The 13,153-nt window shown below is 49.7% G+C and carries 12 protein-coding genes; all 12 read right to left on the minus strand.

What is annotated here, in order from left to right; translation table 11 throughout:
• Positions 1-159: 159 nt before the first annotated feature.
• Complete coding sequence (locus ABFC84_04755) at positions 160-1,326, minus strand: S-layer homology domain-containing protein (GenBank protein MEN6412062.1); 1,167 nt, start codon at positions 1,324-1,326, stop codon at positions 160-162.
• 618 nt (positions 1,327-1,944) lie between these two features.
• The gene (locus tag ABFC84_04760) at positions 1,945-3,198 is read right to left on the minus strand and encodes a DUF3084 domain-containing protein (GenBank protein MEN6412063.1); all 1,254 of its coding nucleotides are present in this window, start codon (positions 3,196-3,198) and stop codon (positions 1,945-1,947) included.
• A gap of 245 nt (positions 3,199-3,443) precedes the next feature.
• Positions 3,444-4,523 (minus strand): LptF/LptG family permease, encoded by a 1,080-nt coding sequence (locus tag ABFC84_04765; protein MEN6412064.1) that lies wholly within the window; start codon positions 4,521-4,523, stop codon positions 3,444-3,446.
• Positions 4,524-4,635: 112 nt separating this feature from the next.
• Positions 4,636-5,355 (minus strand): LPS export ABC transporter ATP-binding protein, encoded by a 720-nt coding sequence (lptB, locus tag ABFC84_04770; protein MEN6412065.1) that lies wholly within the window; start codon positions 5,353-5,355, stop codon positions 4,636-4,638.
• 402 nt (positions 5,356-5,757) lie between these two features.
• Complete coding sequence (locus ABFC84_04775) at positions 5,758-6,471, minus strand: LptA/OstA family protein (protein ID MEN6412066.1); 714 nt, start codon at positions 6,469-6,471, stop codon at positions 5,758-5,760.
• Positions 6,468-7,028 carry an LPS export ABC transporter periplasmic protein LptC gene (gene lptC, locus ABFC84_04780; protein MEN6412067.1) on the minus strand — a complete coding sequence of 187 codons (561 nt, stop codon included), beginning with the start codon at positions 7,026-7,028 and terminating at the stop codon, positions 6,468-6,470. The genes ABFC84_04775 and lptC overlap by 4 nt, the downstream gene beginning before the upstream one ends.
• Positions 7,025-7,966 (minus strand): lysophospholipid acyltransferase family protein, encoded by a 942-nt coding sequence (locus ABFC84_04785; GenBank protein MEN6412068.1) that lies wholly within the window; start codon positions 7,964-7,966, stop codon positions 7,025-7,027. Before ABFC84_04785 ends, lptC begins: the two co-directional genes overlap by 4 nt.
• A 93-nt stretch (positions 7,967-8,059) precedes the next feature.
• On the minus strand, positions 8,060-8,605 hold the full coding sequence (locus ABFC84_04790; protein ID MEN6412069.1) for an HAD hydrolase family protein: 546 nt from the start codon (positions 8,603-8,605) through the stop codon (positions 8,060-8,062).
• Between the two features lie 76 nt (positions 8,606-8,681).
• The gene (kdsA, locus tag ABFC84_04795) at positions 8,682-9,506 is read right to left on the minus strand and encodes a 3-deoxy-8-phosphooctulonate synthase (protein ID MEN6412070.1); all 825 of its coding nucleotides are present in this window, start codon (positions 9,504-9,506) and stop codon (positions 8,682-8,684) included.
• Positions 9,507-9,861: 355 nt separating this feature from the next.
• Positions 9,862-10,593 (minus strand): 3-deoxy-manno-octulosonate cytidylyltransferase, encoded by a 732-nt coding sequence (kdsB, locus tag ABFC84_04800; GenBank protein ID MEN6412071.1) that lies wholly within the window; start codon positions 10,591-10,593, stop codon positions 9,862-9,864.
• A gap of 84 nt (positions 10,594-10,677) precedes the next feature.
• On the minus strand, positions 10,678-11,832 hold the full coding sequence (gene lpxK / locus ABFC84_04805) for a tetraacyldisaccharide 4'-kinase (protein ID MEN6412072.1): 1,155 nt from the start codon (positions 11,830-11,832) through the stop codon (positions 10,678-10,680).
• A 13-nt stretch (positions 11,833-11,845) separates the two neighbouring features.
• Complete coding sequence (locus ABFC84_04810; protein MEN6412073.1) at positions 11,846-13,147, minus strand: 3-deoxy-D-manno-octulosonic acid transferase; 1,302 nt, start codon at positions 13,145-13,147, stop codon at positions 11,846-11,848.
• Positions 13,148-13,153 lie beyond the last annotated feature (6 nt).

Here is a 13,153-nt window from a genome sequence, read left to right on the forward strand (position 1 = left end):
ATGACAATCTGTCTGTTTGTGGTGCTCAAAAATAGACAGAAAAGACAGGGAGGCCATTATTTCTCAATCTCTCTGTCTTTTCCGTTGTTTCTTTGTCGTTTTGTTTTCTTAACTTAATGACATTGCCCGGAGGGACGCCTTTTTTGCCGAAATACTGAATTAGAATTTAACGCTGGCAGTAGCGCGAACGTTAGTGCCGTGATCCTTGATATCCTGGTATAGAACATTGAGGTTGGTATTTTTGTTCAGCGCTTTGTTGTATTCGTATTCCATGCCTTTTGCTTCCTGACCGCCGGCGGAGATTGCATAGAAGTCGTTTACGCCGATTTTCAGGTTTGCCGAGGAATCGTAAGGCAGAGCGCCTGCTTTTACGTCTTTATACGCTACGCTTAAACCGGTATTGCCGAGAGTTGCTTTCACTTGGTAAGCATCGGCTTTGGCATCAATGTTTTTAGCGTATTCAGCATCCATTTTCACACCGGGAACCAGGGTGAAGGAGGTGCTGGCAGCAGCGTACTCCGTGCTGTCCTGGTTCAGATAGGCAAAAGTAAGCGGAGCGCCGACTATATTCAGTTTGTATTGTGCGCCGTAAGAATTTTCCATGGTGTTGCTGCTATCGACAATTTCTTTACCGCCAAAAGCAAGGAAGTTGCCTTCTTTAACGGATACGCCGTTAAGGACAGCGGTAGTGCCGGCACCAGCCAGCATGCCCTGGCCAAGATCATAGTCCTGACGGCCGATTTTGCCATCGAAGCCCAACGCTTTAAAGTTCACATAGGCGTTTTCTACGATAGGGCTGGTTGCAACGCTGGAGGATGCGGAAGGATTGGTGTTGCCGGAGTTGAAGCGAGCGTACAGGCTCATGTCGTTGTTGATTTTTGCTGTAGCGCCGAGACGTACGCGGTAGTCCGTTTTGTCGGCAATGTCGCCATCTTCACCGTTGATGTAGCGAACACGGGCGTCGCCGGAGAATTTCACCATGTTGTCTACTTGATTTTGCAGTCCTTCCACTTTTACACCCATGGTGTTCAGCTCGGTAGCAAATTCTTTGGACAGTTTGTCAACGGTAGCTTTTTGATCGGCATTGAGGCTCTTGTTCATGGCTTTGGCAACGATTTGGGCCATTTCGTAACGGGTCATGGTTTTGTCGCCGCGGAAGGTGCCGTCGCTGTAACCGTCGACGATACCGGCTTGAGCCAATTTGTTGACAGCATCATAAGCCCAGTTGTTTGCCGGTACATCGGCAAAGGGATTGGCGAAGGCCGGTACTGCGAAGGCTACTGTCAGTGCAGTAGTGATCGCCGCTTTTAAGAGTTTCTTTTTCACTTGAAATCCCCCTAAATAATTTTTTGTGCGCGGGTGTTACCACCGGCATATCGGCTGCTATCCGCCAGGGGGACCGAACGATGAGTATCCACGTTTCCTCAACTTCTATCCCGTCCAGCAGAAATTCGCTTTTATGCACCTGCCGCTTTCGCAGGTTCTTGTTTACATAATTCTATACGCCTGCCTGGATTCCTGCTTGCCATTGCTGTGTAATTATTGGCAATTTCTCCTGTCTGCCGTAAAAGAAAATGTTTGTCATTGCGAGGAGGTACGACGAAGCAATCTCGGCGCTGGCGTTTCTTCCTTGATAATGACAGAAGGAACTGCTATGATTCGTGCAAGCTGCCTCATCATGCTGCAAATGGCTTGGTTACTTTGGAACGACCAGTCAGTCATATTGTTTCAAAAAAATTATGCATTTTACATAATAATTTTGATATATGTCAGATTCGCGATAAAAAAAAAGAATCCTGCATTTTCAGCGGGATTCCCGACCGGTAATTTATGTTAAGCGGGGAGGGCTGTTGGCGATTGGCTGTTAGCTTTTGGCTTTTGGCTTTTGGATCATGGATCATGTCATGGATCATGGCCCATAGCCAAAAGCCCATGCCCCCCGCCTTATTCCACTATATTGCGAACCTGGATCGTAATCTTCAGGGGACCGGCGGCGTAGGTGTCATTTTTGGCGACAGCGGTAAGCTGTACTTTGCCGCTGCAGCGTTTCACCTGATTGATGGTGTCATATAACTGGGCACCGCCCATTTCGCCTACAGTTCCCTGGAGAGGATCGGGCAGGATGCCTTGTTTGACTGCCGCTGCATTTACCTTTTGCAGAAACGACAAAACAATTTCTTCGGCTTTCCCCTGATCACTGCCGGTAACGAAGACGGCGGAATCAACGACCATCCCCTGGGAATAGATAAGGTGATTGGGGAACAGTTCAATCTGTCCGATAACCGGTTCGCCGTAGACGATATTACCGGCTGCGGATATACGGACGACGACTCCTTCGGAAGCCGAGTCCAGGATGGCAACCGCCTGATCAAAATCATTTTTTGAAATCCAGAGGATTTCCAGATCTTTATCGGTGACATCCAGCCTGTCTAATAAACTCTGATTGGTCCGGTATATAATACTCGTCAAAGCTTTCTCCGCCTGATTGTCTTTTTCCTGTTGGGAAAGGACGCTGGTAGAGAGCACTTCTCCCGCCCGGAAAGCGATGGCGCCTTCTCTTACGGCTTGGATACCTTTGTTGAGTTTAGTCGTAAGTTCGTTTAGCCGGTCGACGTCGGACTGGAGGCTGGCTTTTGATTCGTTGAGGGCGGTAATACGAACATCCAATTCGTCCTTGGTAGCCTGCAATGTTTGGATTTTCTGCCGGGCTTCTGCCAGATTTCCCTGAACCTGGGCGTAATCCGCCTCAACTTGCTTAAGAGCAGCGGTAGTGCGATCCCGTTCGGCAGCAACTGTGGACAATTCCGCCGTTATGTTTCTTAATTGTTCTGTAGTATTTTTTATTTTGGCATTAAGGGTAGAATATTCGGCTGTTTTAGCTTCCAGGGCAGTCCGGCTGTCTGCCAGTTCGCTGTTTTTAGCCGCTACTTCCGCCGAAAGAACCGCCAGTTCGGTTTTCAGCGCTTTCATGCCGAATAAGGCGGTACGCACGTCGCGGGAGGCCAATGTCAGTATTCCCAGGGTCGTCGAAGCGATCAGGATGCCGGTGATGATGGTAACAATGATGGAGGTATGCTTCGGCCTTAGTCCAAACAGTGTCATTTTCCTTTTGCCGACTTTTGTGCCTAATTTGTCGCCGATATAAGCGATCACTCCGCCCATCACAGCTAAAACCGCGATGAGTACAATACCGTACATGGGAAGGCCTCCCTTCGTGTTGGTTGTTGGCGATTGCTCTGGGATTGTCGTTGCGAGCGACAGCGCAGCACACTCTCTGTTGCAGATTGCCTTTCACAGCGTTGAGATCGCCACGGCTAACGCCTCGCGATGACAGATAGAAGAGTTTTTCACTCTGGGCACTGGCTCTTGGCTTTTAGCTATGTGCCATGGGCTGTTGGTCAAAAGCTAAAAGCCAATCGCTAACAGCCAAAAGCCAATCGCCCCTACTGCGATGCTTTGCGAACCAGGTAGATACCGGCCAAAATGCCGATGATGTTGGGAAACCAGGCCGCTAGGACGGCGGGAATGGCTCCCCCCTGTCCCAAGGCGGTGGCAACGGTCATAATGGTATAGTAAATAAAAATAACGATAATGCTGATCCCCAGACCGATGGAGGAACTGGACCGATGAGGCTGAAGGCCCAGGGGCGTGCCGATAAGGGCAAAGACAAAGCTGGCCATGGGGATGGACAGCCGCTGATGCAATTCTACTTCATAGCGGCTTGTCTTTACATATTCCCGCTGCAGTATGGCTATTTGCTGCTTCAATTCTTTAATAGACATTTCATCCGGCCGCTTTTGTTCCCGGGAGATTGATTCGGGATTTTTGTCCACGGGCAGTATTTGCCGGTCGAACCGCATAGTATGCTCCAGCTGACCGGTAGGACTGAGTTCATAAATAATGCCGTTGGACATCACCCAGCGGTTATCCTGCCAGACTGCATTCTCGGCGTTTTCCACCCGTACCAGGCTGCCGGTTTCAAATTCTTCCACACTGACGGCATACATGACATTGTCTTCGTATTTGCGGGCATATGTCAAACGTTCCAGTGCTCCCTCTTTCACATCTTTAATGACAATGTGTTCCTGGGATTTAGGCGCCGTATTTTTTTTGATTTCATCAACAACCGTGTTATAGGCTTCATTGGACTGGGGCACTACCATTTCATTAAAAGTAACGGCAAACAAACTGACAAAAAAAGCCACAACAAATACCGGAGCCGACAGCCGGAAAAAGCTAAGCCCGCCGGAACGCATGGCCGTGACTTCACTGGCGCCGGAAAGCCGGCCAAAGGATAACAATGCTGCCAATAACATGGACATGGGAAATGTTAATACAATAATGCTGGGCAGACTATAAATAAACAACTTAATCACCGAGGTCACTGAGGCACCGTATTGGGTTACATACTGGGCGATGCGAAACAACGTATTGGTACCGATAAAGACGCTGGAAAAAGCACATATGCCAAAAACAAAGGGTCCCATCAGTTCCTTAATGATATATTTGTCTAAGATGCGCATATATTCTCCTTACTATCAAGAAAAGCCGCTGACGCGTCTTTTCGTCTCATGGCTCACAGCTAAAAGATTCTTATTACGTATAGAGGAACAAAACTTTCTTCTGTCAGCGCCGCTACAGACTGAAATTTTCTCCCAAATAGAATTTCCTGGCGATTTCACTGACGGCGATGGTTGCACTGTCGCCATCAATGAGAATTTGACCTTCATTGAGGATATAAGCTTTATCAACAATCTTTAAGGTTTCGCGGACATTATGGTCGGTAATTAGGATGCCGATGCCGCGTTCCCGCAAATAGCCGATAATATCCTGAATGTCGGCTACGGCAATCGGATCGACGCCGGCAAAGGGTTCATCCAGCAGGATAAAATAGGGATCAGTAGCCAGAGAACGGGCGATTTCCACCCGGCGCCGCTCCCCGCCGGACAATTCGGAACCTTTGCGCTTGCGGACATGGACAACATGAAATTCTTCCAGCAGGCTCTCCGTTTTATCCCGGCGTTCGCCTGCCGACAAAGGGGTCGTTTCCAATATGGCCAGCAGATTATCCTCTACTGTCAGTTTGCGGAAGACGGATGCTTCCTGGGGCAAATAACCAATGCCAAAGCGGGAACGTTGGTACATAGGCATATGGGTAACATCTTCGCCATTGACAACGATATTGCCGCTATTCGGTCTTTCCAGCCCGACAATCATATAAAAGGTCGTCGTTTTACCGGCACCGTTGGGACCGAGAAGACCGACAATCTGTCCCTGATCCACCCGCAGACTGACACCGTCGACTACGTTGCGGCCTTTATAATTTTTGACTAAGTCAGAAGTTGCTATATACATGCAAATGCTCCTTATTTTTGGCGATTGGCTGTTGGCTGTGGGCTGTGGGCTCATAGCTCATAGCTCATAGCTCAAAGTTCATAGCTCATAGCTCAAAGCTCATAGCTCAAAGCTCATAGCCCATAGCTCAAAGCTCATAGCCCATAGCCCATAGCTCAAAGCTCATAGCCCATAGCCCATAGCTCATAGCTCATAGCCCATAGCTCATAGCCCATAGCCCATAGCTCATAGCTCATAGCTCATAGCCCATCGCCCATAGCCCATAGCTCATAGCTCATAGCCCATAGCCCATAGCCCATAGCTCATAGCCCATAGCTCATAGCCCATAGCTCATAGCTCATAGCTCATAGCTCATAGCCCATCGCCCATAGCTCGCAGCCCATAGCCAACAGTCCCGCCCCGTTACTGCTGATTAATAATCAGTTTGGTACGCCCCTGGGCGTCCATGACTTTGTCATCCATATAGATGGTCAGGGTATTGCCTGTAAGGACATTGCCCTGCTGAATCGCACGGGCGTTGCCGGTTAATACGGCTTTAGCCTGTCCGTTTTTGGCGCCGTAGTAAACCGCCTGATCGGATACGGCATCCAGCTGGCGGGTTTCGCTGACGATATGGACATCGCCTTCGCCGACTGCCCGCTCTTCATCAAGGAAGGCTTCCAATTTAGCGGCAGTCATGACTCCGTCCGGCATGGTCAACCGAGCCGAGTTGTTGACGACTGCATATTGTTTGTCGGAATAATAGTCGATTTGCGGACCGGTAAGGCGATTGTCGCCTTTTACCAGCACAACATCGCCGGTGGCAATAAGATGGGTATTGTCATACCCCCGGACTTCGGCTGCCGTGAGCACCGCGTCATCCTGAACGACTTTAACACCGCCGGAAATATAGGATTCTCTGGTCTTTGTATTGTAACGGGCGCTTGCCCCGGTCATGGCGGCGTTTGCCTGTGTCAGCTGAACCGCTCCCTGAGCCGTCATAACTCCGCTTACGGCATCGTATTCAATCGAATCCGCCGCCATCTCTACCGGGCCGTTGTTCTGCGCCGACAGATGATTTGTGGTGCCGACAGCCAGAAATAAAGCCAGTACTGCAATCATAAACTTATTTTTCAATTAGATGCCCCTCCCTTGCGAACCCGGGCGTTACCCTGCACTTTGATTTTCTCCAGATCGACATCGCTTTCCAGCTGATTGCCGCTGATGATGGTATCATCCCTGGTCACCGTAACGTCGCCGTCAGCGTAAAAGCAACGGGTTTGACCATCCCAACGCGCTTCCCTGGCATTAAGTTCGGTTCCGTCGCTGGCAACCGCCCGGACGCTGCCGGTCAGAACAATATTCTTTGTCTTTGTGTCCATGGTTGCCCAAGGTGCGGTAATGTGAATGGTACCGCCATTATCCTGATAAAAAATTCCCGCTAGGTTCATCAGCGTTGCCTGTTTGGTATTTGGCTCCATCTCAATGGAATCTGCCGTCAATTCCCAAATTCGTTTTCCATTTTCCTCTTCAATGAGTAAACTGTTGACAAAAGTGGCTGTTGATGCCGGATCACCCTTTGCTTCCTGACCGGCGGAAGGAGAATTTAACGGTTCCTCTTTAATAAAGTAATAAATGCCTCCGGCTAAAAAAAGAACCACGCAGACAATCGCCAGATAGGAAGTTTTTTTCAAGCCTGTTCACCGATCCTCTCCTGCAGTGTTGGCGTTCCCCGGTTATGACGATGGGAAAGAGGCGTGCGGGGTGCTGTATTCCAGCGTTTCTGAAACCACAGCCATTCATCGGGATACTGACGGATAACAGCTTCAATAATCCGGGTCATTTTCTCAGTCGCATTATATAAATCAACGGTTTCATCACCGGTATCTTCCATGATTAAAGGCGGTTCCACAATAGCCCGGTGACCGCCTTCGGGGCGGCGAACGATAAAGACCGGAACTATGGGAGAGTGAAATCGTTTCGCAAAAACAGCAGGTCCCAGGGGAGTCGAGGCGGCCTTGCCGAGAAAAGACACAAACACTCCGCTGACTCCGGCATCCTGATCGGCTAAAAAGCTAAGAATTTTCCCTTTTTTCAGGGCCCTTGCCGCACCCACCAGTTCACTGGTGCCACGGGAAAAAATTTCCATTCCCACTTTCTGGCGGTACTCGTTTAGAATACGGGTATGCTGGTCGTTAGGCTGCTTTTTTATTAAGGTGGTCAAAGGAAACCCGGCCATGGCCAATGCTGCGCCCAGCCATTCCCAATTGCCGATATGGGCAGTCAAAAGAACCACTCCGTGTCCCTGGGACACAGCATCGGCCAGATACTGGTCATTTTCGAGCGTAACCAGTTGTTTGATTTTCTCCGGCGTAAGAACCGGGGTATACAAGACTTCCATGAAAGTCTGACCTAATTTTCTAAATAACCGGCGGGTAATCCTTTCCGCTTCTTTCGCCGAAACCGACAAACTTTCCTGCATCTGATTCATAGCACGCCGGCTTTGGCGGGCGGCAAGATGATAGTACAGCCGTCCAAGCTGCCGGCCGATAAATAACACAATGGTATAAGGCAATAAGCAAACCAGTCGGCTGATTGCTTTCAGTAAATGATATTGCCAGTTGGTGGACATGCCGACGTTCCTCCTGTCTGTGGGGTTGGTTGTTGGCTGTTAGCGATTAGCGGTTGGCCCATCGCCAACAGCTAACAGCTCATAGCCAAACTCCTACTGTCTGGTTTCTATTATCCCCGGACGGCTGTAGGATGCAAGGACTTCGTCCCAGCGATTCTGGGCTTTTAAAATCATTTCAATGATTTCCCGGACGGCACCTTTACCACCGGCGTGAACGGCCACAAAGTGAGCCTTTGCCTTGACTTCCGGTACGGCGTCGGCTACGGCGCAGGCCAGTCCGACCTGCAGCATAATGGCCAGATCATTCAGGTCGTCACCTACGTAGCCAACCTGTTCCAAAGTCAATTTATGTTTGGCAAGGAGCTGCTCCAAAGCCGTAACTTTATTCATAGCTCCCTGGTAAACATCTGTAATCTTTAACTCGGCGCCGCGAATACTGACGATGTCGCTTTGCCGGCCGGTAATGATAGCCGTCTTAAGACCGGCCCGGTGAGCGGCGGTAATTCCCAGTCCGTCCTGAGCATAAAATTTCTTTAATATCTCCCCATCCCGGCCAATGACGATTTGCCCGTTGGTCAGTACTCCGTCAACATCGAAAATAAGCAGCCTGATTCTTTTGGCACGAATCTCAGTATCCATTATACCACTCCTTGCCGCAATAAGTCAGTACGGTGAATAATACCAATTAACCTGTTTCGTTTCATAAACTTTCGCTCTATTTATATTTTCTGGTCACTGCATCAATCGCCAGTACATCTTTTAGCAGATTTTCAAGCTGGTCGACGTAAAGCATATTAGGACCGTCACACAAGGCTTCTTCCGGGTTGTCGTGAATTTCCATAAATAAGGCATCCACGCCGGCGGCAACGGCGGCGCGGGTTAGATAGGGTATATATTCCCGCTGGCCGCCGGAAGAGGTACCGGCACCGCCCGGTAATTGGACGCTGTGAGTGGCATCAAAAACAACCGGATAGCCAAAGGAGCGCAGTATCGGCAGCGACCGCATATCCACAACAAGATTGTTATAGCCTAAAGTCGCTCCCCGTTCTGTCAGCAGTATATTCTCATTACCGGCTTCCCGCAGTTTGTTGACGACATTTTTCATCTCCTGAGGAGCCAAAAACTGGCCTTTTTTTACATTCACGGCTTTTCCGGTACGGGCAGCTTCATGCAGTAAATCGGTCTGACGGCATAAAAATGCGGGAATCTGTAAAATATCCAGCACCGCAGCAGCAGGTTTGACCTGGGTAACACAATGAATATCACTGATTACCGGCACGCCAAGCTGCTGTCTGATGTTTTTCAGAATCGCCAATCCTTCCGTCAGGCCCGGCCCGCGGAAGGAAGAATAAGAGGAACGGTTGGCTTTGTCAAAAGATGCCTTAAAGATATACGGAACGCCCAGGCGAGCGGTGATTTCCTGAATCGCCCGGCCAATCTTTAAGGTGCGCTGCGGATCTTCGATAACGCAGGGACCGGCAATCAAAGCAATCGGCTGCTTGCCGCCGATGGTAACGGGACCAATGGTAACGCTGTGCATGAGAAATACCTCCTTGTTGTTGGGCGCATGGGGAAAAGATGGTGGAACTTAGTACTTGGTACTTGGCACTTGGTACTTGGGACTAAATCTGTCATTGCGAGCGGCAGCGAAGCAATCTCATGTCTGCGATCGTCTATCCGGCATTGAGATCGCCACGGCTAACGCCTCGCGATGACAACTATAATGGCTTTGGGCACACGGAAGTACTTGGTACTTGGTTCATAGTACATGGCATAAAGGTCTACACCTGCAGCAGCAAGATTGCTTTGCTATCGCTCGCAATGACAATCCGGAACTTAATTTCTAAGTTCCAAGTTCTAAGTTCCCATTGCCATGAGCCATGAGCTGTGCGCTCCTACCCCCTCTTCGCTACTATCTGATTGACTAACGCCAAATCCGCCGCTGTGTCCACTCCGATGGACTTGAAACCGGTTTTAAGAACCTTGATCCGGTAGCCATGTTCCAGGGCTCGGAGCTGTTCTAAGGATTCCGTCTGTTCCAGGGGCGTGGCATCCAGCCGGGCGAAGGTTAATAAGAAATCCCGGCGGTAAGCATAAATGCCGATATGCTTATAGACCGGAACATTGGGCTGATTTACCCGGGGATAAGGTATGAAGGAACGGGAAAAATATAAAGCGTAACCGTTCAGGTCAGTAACCACTTTTACCGCATCCGGCGAATTATATTCGCTTTCTTCCATCGGTGTCATCAATGTCGCCATATGCAATTGTTCATCCTCGTCAAAGACGGCGGCCAATTGGTCAATAATCGACGGTTCAATAAGGGGCTCGTCCCCCTGTACATTAATAATAACATCCGCCTGGGTATAGGCGGCCGCCACTTCCGCCAGGCGATCGGTGCCGGTAGGATGATTCGCAGCAGTCAGCATCACTTCGCCGCCAAATTTTTTCACTGCATCGTAAACCAGTTGATGATCGGTGGCCACGATCACTTTTGTCGGCCGCTTCGCTTGTTTAGCCCGTTCATAGACATGCTGAATCATCGGTTTGCCGGCAATATCCGCCAAAGGCTTCCCCGGCAGCCGGGTAGATGAATAGCGGGCCGGTATCACACAAAGTATATTCATGGTAAGACCTCCGTAGTATGTTTGGGACGGGGGGCGATTGGCTTTTGGCGGTGGGCTTTTGGCTGTTGGCTCATAGCTCATTGCTCATCGCCTGCTATCTCCCGTCACGTTCTCAATCAGGCTCATGAGGTCGTCATAGCCGTCAACAAAATTCAGTTTGATACTGAGAACATACATGGGCAGCTGGCGGTCGGAATGAATAAATTCCGCCGGTATTTTTACCGCGTCTTTATCCGTAATAATCAGGACGCAATCCTCATTTTGCACGGCTTTTTCCATGACTTGCTGCATTTCCGCCATGGTGTAATCGTGATGATCCGGAAAACGGTTGGAATCGACAGCTGCCGCACCAATATCGGCTATGGTTTGTTCAAAGGAAAAGGGGTTGCCGATAGCCGATACGGCCATCACTTTTTTACCGCGAATGGTATCCAGGGCAATGGGTGTAAACTGAATTCCTTTATACCATTCCTCAATTTCAAGAAAGCACTGGGGAGTATGGGTGCTCTCCACTACCGGCGCTTTAGCGTTATAGCGGGCCAAAAGGGTGCGAAGATTGCCCCGGCTGTCATCGCTGGACTGGTCAACCCGGGATAAAAGAAAGGCATCGGCTCTGGTTAAATTGGATAGGGGTTCCCGTAGCGTTCCCCGGGGGAGCAGAAAATTATTGCCAAATACATTCAGTGTATCAATAAGAACAATATCCAGATCCCGGGCCAGCTGCCAGTGCTGATAACCGTCATCTAAGATGACCACCTCGGCCTTCAGCTTTTCCACCGCGTACTGTCCGGTTATCCGCCGGTCCCGTCCGATGACTACCGACACTCCCCGCAGGCTTTTTGCCAGTAAATAAGCTTCATCACCGGCTTCGGTAACGCTCATGTAAATCTTGCGTCCATCGGAAACAAGACCGACTTCTCCCCGAAAAGATGCCCGGTATCCCCGGTTTAAAATGACGACTTTATAGCCCATGTCGCGAATCATCGCCGCCAGCCGCTGGGCGGTGGGAGTTTTGCCTGTGCCGCCGACGGTAATATTCCCCAAACTGATTACCCGGCAATTCAGCTTATGCTGCTTCAATATTCCATATTTATACAAGGCAAGTTTGATAATGACTCCCAGCCCATATAGCAATGAGAATACGCGCAATAATCCCAGCAGGATATCCACCAGGATTCCGGAGCGTTCCCCATGAACCAGTTGATATAAATAAACTTGCAATGCTTCCCGTTGCCGCATGCTTGTTCCGCCCTTATCTAATAGATTCTTCTTCCAGCAGGATTTTTAGATAATAAACACTTTTCCGGGCTGCCCCCCGATTTTCCTCTATAATTGCCAAAGTTTTTGATGACATAGCCTGCCGCTCGTCTTCGTTATTTAAAATCTGCAGCATTTTTTCTGCCAGTTCATCAGTATCGCATACGGTCAGACAGGCCCCTCTTCCGGAAAAAAGAGCATAGGTATCTTTGAAGTTAAACATATGAGGCCCGACAAAGATAGGCTTGCCATGGGCCGCCGGCTCCAGAATGTTGTGTCCGCCATGAGGCACCAGACTGCCGCCGACATAAATAATATCGCCGATACTGTAAATTTTCCCTAGTTCTCCAATTGTATCCAGCAAAACAAAATCATGCCCGGCAGCCGGCTTCCTTTGCAGTCGGGTCCGTCTGGCGCCATGAAAACCGTAATTTTCCGCCAACGCAATAATTTCATCGCTGCGCATGGTTTCCCGGGGAGCAATAATCATCCTGGCCTGAGAAAACTGTGTCCTGATCTGCTGAAATGCGGTAAACAGCATTTCTTCCTCCCCTTTGTGGGTGCTGCCGGCCACTACTACGGGACCGACAGCTTCCAGTCCCAGCTGCCGGCGCAAATCCTGCTTCTCAGTCTGGCTGACTGCGGTATAAGTTTGATCGTATTTGGTATTCCCGGTCACCACTACCCGGTGGGGATCTGCCCCCAAACGAATTACGTACTGAGCGTCAATCATCGACTGCATGCAGAATTTCACTACCGTATCCATCATATCGTTAAGCACACTGTGCAAATAGTGGTACCGTTTTACGCTTTTATCGCTGATCCGGCCGTTAACCATCATGACCGGGATCCGAAAATGTCTGGCAGCTTTAAGAAAATTGGGCCATAGTTCCGTTTCCACCGGTAAAAATACTTTAGGACGAATCCGGGAAACTACTCTGTGGCTGAGCCACGGCAAATCGACGGGGAAAAAAATCACGCTGTCGGCATCGGAAATAATTGACTTCGCCATAGCATACCCGCTGGCGGTGACGACCGAAACCAAAATCGGATCACGGGGAAATTGCCGGCGGATCTCTTTGGCAATCGGACTTGCCGCCACAATTTCACCGACTGAGGCGGCGTGCAGCCAAATGCACTGCCGGCCGGCAACCGGAGCAAGCACCCGCTCCGGTATAAAGCCGAAACTCTGCCGCAGCCGCTCCCCAAAACCGTTTTCTCTGACCAACCGGACGATGAATACCGGTATGGCCATTATCACGATGATCATTGCCAAAAGATTATAAAGAAAATGCATGCTGGT

The organism is Veillonellales bacterium (genome assembly GCA_039680175.1).
Lineage (GTDB): Bacteria > Bacillota > Negativicutes > JAAYSF01 > JAAYSF01 > JBDKTO01.